This window comes from Bacillota bacterium (assembly GCA_029961055.1).
Classification (GTDB): Bacteria; Bacillota; Sulfobacillia; order JAIMAT01; family JAIMAT01; genus JAIMAT01.
On record JASBVM010000049.1, the window covers coordinates 54,049 to 60,048 of the forward strand.

Annotated in this window: 5 protein-coding genes; all 5 read left to right on the plus strand. The window is 71.4% G+C overall.

Translation table 11 applies throughout. The features are described from left to right. The first annotated feature begins 18 nt into the window (after window positions 1–18). Window positions 19–879 (plus strand): IclR family transcriptional regulator, encoded by an 861-nt coding sequence (locus QJR14_10440; GenBank protein MDI3318017.1) that lies wholly within the window; start codon window positions 19–21, stop codon window positions 877–879. Next, window positions 860–2,434 (plus strand): ABC transporter substrate-binding protein, encoded by a 1,575-nt coding sequence (locus QJR14_10445; protein ID MDI3318018.1) that lies wholly within the window; start codon window positions 860–862, stop codon window positions 2,432–2,434. The genes QJR14_10440 and QJR14_10445 overlap by 20 nt, the downstream gene beginning before the upstream one ends. Window positions 2,435–2,513: 79 nt before the next feature. Next, window positions 2,514–3,476 (plus strand): ABC transporter permease, encoded by a 963-nt coding sequence (locus QJR14_10450; GenBank protein ID MDI3318019.1) that lies wholly within the window; start codon window positions 2,514–2,516, stop codon window positions 3,474–3,476. Continuing rightward, window positions 3,476–4,420 carry an ABC transporter permease gene (locus QJR14_10455; protein MDI3318020.1) on the plus strand — a complete coding sequence of 315 codons (945 nt, stop codon included), beginning with the start codon at window positions 3,476–3,478 and terminating at the stop codon, window positions 4,418–4,420. Before QJR14_10450 ends, QJR14_10455 begins: the two co-directional genes overlap by 1 nt. A 168-nt stretch (window positions 4,421–4,588) precedes the next feature. Continuing rightward, window positions 4,589–5,989, plus strand: a complete 1,401-nt coding sequence (locus QJR14_10460; GenBank protein ID MDI3318021.1) for an MFS transporter — start codon at window positions 4,589–4,591, stop codon at window positions 5,987–5,989. Window positions 5,990–6,000: the final 11 nt, after the last annotated feature.

Below are 6,000 nucleotides of genomic sequence, written 5' to 3' on the forward strand. Positions count from 1 at the left end.
GACGAGGTCCGCAGGGGGGTGTCTTCCTCGGCCACTCCGCCGATCGGATCGCTGGCCCGGGCGCTCCAGCTGCTCGAGCAGTTCACGGCGCGCCAGGACGAGTGGGGCGTGCGCGAGCTCGCGCTCGCCACCGGCATGAGCAAGGCGACCGTCTCCAAGGTGATGGCCACCTTCCGGGCGCACGGCTACGTGGTCCAGGACCCGCTGACCAGGCGCTACCGGCTGGGCCCCGCGTTCATCTCCGGAGGCCGGGTGGCGGCGCGCCGGCTGAACGTGGTGGAGGCGGCGCGCCCCGTTCTGGAACGGCTGGCGGGGCAGACCGGCGAGACGGCCGTCCTCATGCTCCGCGCCGGCTGGCGGTCGGTCTGCGTGGCGACGGCGGAGGCGCCCCGCTCCTCCATCCGCGTCGCCGCGACGGTGGGGCGCTACGCCTCGCTCCACGCCGGCGCCTCCAACAAGCCGATCCTGGCCTTCCTCGGCGACGCGGAGATCGAGGAGTACCTCGCCTCGCCCTTCTTCGTGCCACGGGGTCCCCGCTCCATCACCGAAGCGGGGGCGATGCGGGCGCACCTGGCCGAGATCCGCCGCACCGGCGTGGCGTTCAGCTCCTCGGAGGTGGAGCCGGGGGTGAGCGCCTGCGGTGCGCCCGTCTTCGGCCCCGGCGGTGCCGTGGTCGGTGCGGTCAGCGTCACCGGGCCGGCGGACCGGCTCGCCGGCGAGGCGATGGCGGCGGCGGGCGTCTACGTGCGCCAGGCGGCGGAGGAGCTGAGCCGCGCCTTGGGCTGGCGGAGCGCCGACGGGTGGCGGAGGACCGGCGCGGTGTCGAGAGGGCGAACGCGAGAGGAAGGGGTGGAAGCGGATGAGACCGCGATGGGGTAGGACGGCCGCGCTGGGGCTGGTTGTGGCGGCCCTGCTCCTGGCCGGCTGCGGCGGGGGCGGCAGCGGCGGCGCGACGGGGAGCGCGGGGAACGGGGCGGCGGCCGGCGCCGGCGGGACTTCCTCGGGCGGCGGGGGGACGATCACCATCGGCATCAACGCCGATCCGCCCAACCTGGATCCGTCGGGTTCGACGGCGCTGGTCGACCGGTACGTGCAGAACTCCATCTTCGACAAGCTGTACGACGTGGACGCCCAGCTCCGGGTGGTGCCCGTGCTGGCGGCCAGCCTTCCCGAGGTGTCGGCCGACGGGAAGACGTATACCATCCGGCTGCGGCAGGGGATCCGTTTCACCGACGGGACCCCCTTCGACGCCGACGCGGTGGTCTTCAACCTGAAGCGGTACATGGGCCCGGAGTCGGCGCGGCGGTCGGAGCTCTCCTTCGTCCAGGACGTGCAGAAGGTGGATCCGTACACCGTCCGGATCGTGCTGAAGGAGCCCTTCAGCCCGCTCCTCTATACGCTGACCGACCGGGCGGGGATGATGGGCTCGCCCTCGGCCATCGAGAAGGAAGGGGCCAACTTCGGGCAGCATCCGGTGGGCACCGGTCCCTTCCTGTTCGAGAGCCGCATCAAGGGCGACCAGATCGTGCTGGTCCGGAACCCGAACTATTGGCGGAAGGGGAGGCCCAAGGCCGAGAAGCTGATCTGGAAGGTCGTCACGGACGACAACGTCAAGGTGGTCAACCTGAAGGCGGGCCAGCTGGACCTCATCGACACGGTGCCGGCCCAGTCGGTGGGCGACCTCCAGTCCGACTCCGGCTTCCGTGTCGACATCGGGCCCGGGCTCGGCTTCCAGGGGATCTTCTTGAACGTGAACCAGCCGCCCTTCAACAACGTCTACCTGAGGCGCGCGGTCGACCTGGCCATCGATCGGGCGGCTCTCGTCAAGGTGGTGTTCGGCGCCACGGCCGACCCGGGCTACGGGCCCTTCCCGGCGGGCACGCCCGCGGCGGCGGCCTCCGGCTCGGTCCCCGGCGTCGACCTGGCCAAGGTGAAGGAGCTGCTGGCCAAGGGCGGGCACCCCGACGGGTTCAGCTTCACCCTGAAGACCGCAGCCTCCCCGGTCAACCAGCAGGTGGCTCAGGTCCTGAAGAGCATGCTCGCCCAGGCCGGCATCACGATGAACATCCAGCAGGTGGAGTTCGGCACGCTGCTGGACGACTCGGACAAGCACAACTTCCAGGCGAGCGCCCTGGGCTGGAGCGGCCGGCCCGACCCGGACGGGAACATCTACGCCTGGCTCCACACCGGCGGTTCGCTCAACAACTCCGGCTACTCGAACCCCCAGGTGGACCGGCTGCTCGACCAGGCGCGGGCGGTCGGCGCCATGTCGCAGCGCGTCGACCTCTACCGGCAGGTGATGGAGATCGAGCATCAGGACGTTCCCTACGTCTACCTGTACTTCCCGAAGAACGTGAAGGCGTACAGCGCCCGGGTGCAGGGCTTGGTCAACGTTCCGGACGGGATCATCCGGACCGCCGACCTGAGCAAGTAGGCCGGGGCCGGAGAGGCGAGGGCCGGCGGCTGCGCCCGCCGGGCGGAGTCGCCGGCCGCCCGCCCTTGGGGGATCGACCATGTGGAAGCAGCTTCTGAGGCGGTTGATGCTGGCGGTACCGGTCCTCTTCCTGGTCAGCCTCATGGTCTTCAGCCTGATCCACCTGATCCCCGGTGATCCGGGGCGGACCATCCTGGGCCCTGAGGCGACGCCCGAGGCGGTCCGCGCCTTCGACCACCGCCTGGGGCTCGACCGGCCCCTGCCGGAGCAGTACCTGCACTGGCTGGTGCGGGTGCTGCACGGCGACCTGGGGCGGTCGCTGGTGGACGGGACGCCGGTCAGCCTCCTGATCGCGCAGCGCCTTCCGGCCACGGTGGAGCTGGCCGTGGGCGCGCTCCTCCTGGCCACGCTGGTGGCCATACCGGCCGGCATCGTGGCGGCGACGCGGCGGGGGAGCTGGAGCGACGCGGCGGGCACCTTCCTCTCCCTGGCGGGCCTCTCGCTGCCCCAGTTCTGGCTCGGCCTCCTCCTCATCCTCGCCTTCGCCGTCCGCCTGCGCTGGCTGCCGGCCTCGGGCTACGTCCCGTTCCTCCAGGATCCCGGCCAGAACCTGAAGACCATGCTCCTCCCCATCGTGGTCACCGGGCTGCGGGAGACGGCCGTCACCATGCGCATGATGCGCTCCAGCCTGCTGGACGTGCTCGGCCAGGAGTACGTCCGCACCGCGTGGGCCAAGGGGCTCTCCCCCGCCGGCGTCATCTTGCGCCACGCCACGCGGAACGCGCTGATCCCGGTGCTGACCACCAGCGGTCTCCAGCTGGCGGGGCTCCTGGGCGGTCTGGTGATCACGGAGACCATCTTCGTCATCCCGGGCTTCGGCCGGCTGATCGTGGACAGCATCCTCAACCGCGACTTCGTCACGCTGCAGGGCGCGGTGCTGGTCTCGGCGCTGCTGGTGATCGGCGTCAACCTCGTGGTCGACCTGCTCTACACGGTGCTGGATCCGCGGATCCAGCCGGGCGGGAAGGGGGCGCGGGCGTGATGGAACCGGAGCCTCGGCGAGTGCTGGCGGAAACGGTGGGGCAGGGGCCGGCAGGCACCGGCGACACCGCGACGGAGGGCGCGCCGGTGCCGGGGCGCCGGGGAGCGCGGACCTGGGTGCGGCGCCTGGCCCGGAACCGCCTGGCGCTCTTCGGGGCGGTGGTGGTCTTCCTTCTGGTGGTGGTGGCGCTCTTCGCCCCCTGGCTCGCCCCGCACGACCCGTTCCGCCAGGATTACGGGGCGCTCCTCCGGCCGCCCTCGCCGGCCCACCCGCTGGGCACCGACGAGCTGGGCCGCGACGAGCTGTCGCGGCTCCTGTACGGGGCGCGGATCTCGCTCGAGGCGGGGATCCTCTCGGTCGGGCTGGCGGTCCTGATCGGCCTGCCCCTGGGGCTCTTCGCCGGCTTCGCCGGGGGCTTCTGGGACGAGGCGGTGATCGGGCGGCTGACCGACGCCATGCTCGCCTTCCCCTCCCTCATCCTGGCGCTGGCCATCGCCGCCGTGCTGGGTCCGAGCCTGACCAACGCCATGCTGGCCATCGGCGTCAGCATGGTCCCCACCTATGTCCGCCTCGTCCGCGGCCAGGTGCTGGCCGAGCGGGAGCGCGAGTACGTCGAGGCCAGCCGGGCGCTGGGCGCCGGCGCGTGGCGCCAGCTCTTCCGGCACATCCTGCCGAACGTCCTCAGCCCCTTGCTGGTTCAGGCCTCCCTGGGCGTCGCCTCGGCCGTGATCGCCGAGGCCAGCCTCAGCTACCTGGGCCTGGGCACGCAGCCGCCCACGCCCAGCTGGGGCTCGATGCTGCACACCGCCCAGGGCTACCTGACGGTGGCCCCCTGGCTGGCCACCTACCCGGGGCTGGCCATCTTCGTGACGGTGCTGGCGATCAACCTGGTGGGCGACGGGTTGCGGGACCTGCTGGATCCCCGGCAGCGGCGGCTGGGATGAGCGGCCGCCGCGCACGCTGAGCCGCGGTTCATCGCCCCTCCGTCGACGTTCAACCGTCGCTCGCGGCCGTTGGGCGACGATATCTTGCGTCGGCAGGAGGCCCTCCTGCGACAATGGGCCGAGCGGCTGCCTTTCCGAGTCGGGCCGCGTCGCAAGGAGGGGAGCGATGTGAGCGGTGGGATCGCGCTGGCGGAACGGCAACCGCGGGAGACGTCCATCTGGCGGGTGATCACCGGCTCGGCCGCGGGGACGGTGATCGAGTGGTACGACTTCTACATCTTCGGCAGCCTGGCCTCGATCATCTCGAGCAAGTTCTACCCGCCGGGGCACCCGACGGCGGCGCTCCTGGCCACCCTGGCCACCTTCGCCACCGGCTTCGTCGTGCGGCCTTTCGGGGCTGCGGTCTTCGGTCGCGTCGGCGATCTGGTGGGGAGGAAGGTCGCCTTCCTGATCACGCTGACCATCATGGGGGGCGCCACCACGGCCATCGGGCTGGTGCCCACCTATGAGAGCATCGGCATCTGGGCGCCCGTCCTGCTGGTGGCCCTGCGCCTCCTGCAGGGCCTGGCGCTGGGCGGCGAGTACGGCGGAGCCGCCATCTACGTGGCCGAACACGTCCCCGACGGTCGTCGGGGCTACTACACCAGCTTCATCCAGATCACGGCCACGGCGGGCTTCTTCGTCTCCCTGCTGGTCATCCTGGCGGCGCGCCTCTCCCTGGGCGAGGAAGCCTTCACCGCCTGGGGCTGGCGGCTTCCCTTCCTCCTCTCCGTGGTGCTGGTGGGGCTCTCGCTCTGGATCCGGATGAGCCTGAAGGAGTCGCCGCTCTTCAGCCGGCTGAAGGAGGCGGGCCGATCGTCGAAGGCGCCGCTCTCGGAGACGCTGGGGGACCGGCGGAACGTCGGGCTGATGCTGCTGGCGCTCTTCGGCGCCACCGCAGGCCAGGGCGTGGTCTGGTACACCGGCCAGTTCTACGCCCAGACCTTCCTGATCAACGTGCTCAAGGTCCCCTTCGTCACCGTCAACGTGGTGCTGGCGGTGGCGCTGGCGCTGGCCGCCCCCTTCTTCGTGGTCTTCGGCTCCCTCTCCGACCGCGTGGGGCGGAAGCGGGTGATGCTGACCGGGATGCTCCTGGCCGTCCTCACCTACCTGCCCATCTACCGGGCGATGCACGCCTTCGCCGACCACCCGGCGGTGCTGACCGCGCTGGTCTTCGTGCAGGTGATCTACGTCACCATGGTCTACGGGCCCATCGCCGCCTTCCTGGTCGAGTTCTTCCCGGCCAGGATCCGGTACACCTCCCTCTCGCTGCCCTACCACATCGGCAACGGGGTCTTCGGCGGCCTCGTCCCGTTCATCTCCACCTACATCGTGACCGTGACCGGGAACATCTACGCCGGCCTCCTCTACCCCATGAGCGTGGCCGCCGTCACCTTCCTGGTCGGAGCCTTCTTCGTGCGCGAGACGCACCGGAACTCCATCTGGGCGGAGGTCGGCGAGGCCGCGAGGACGGAGGCGGCGCCGCCTCCCTCGGCGGCGCCCGGCTCGGCGCCCACCGAGCCCGCGTAGGCGATCACCGG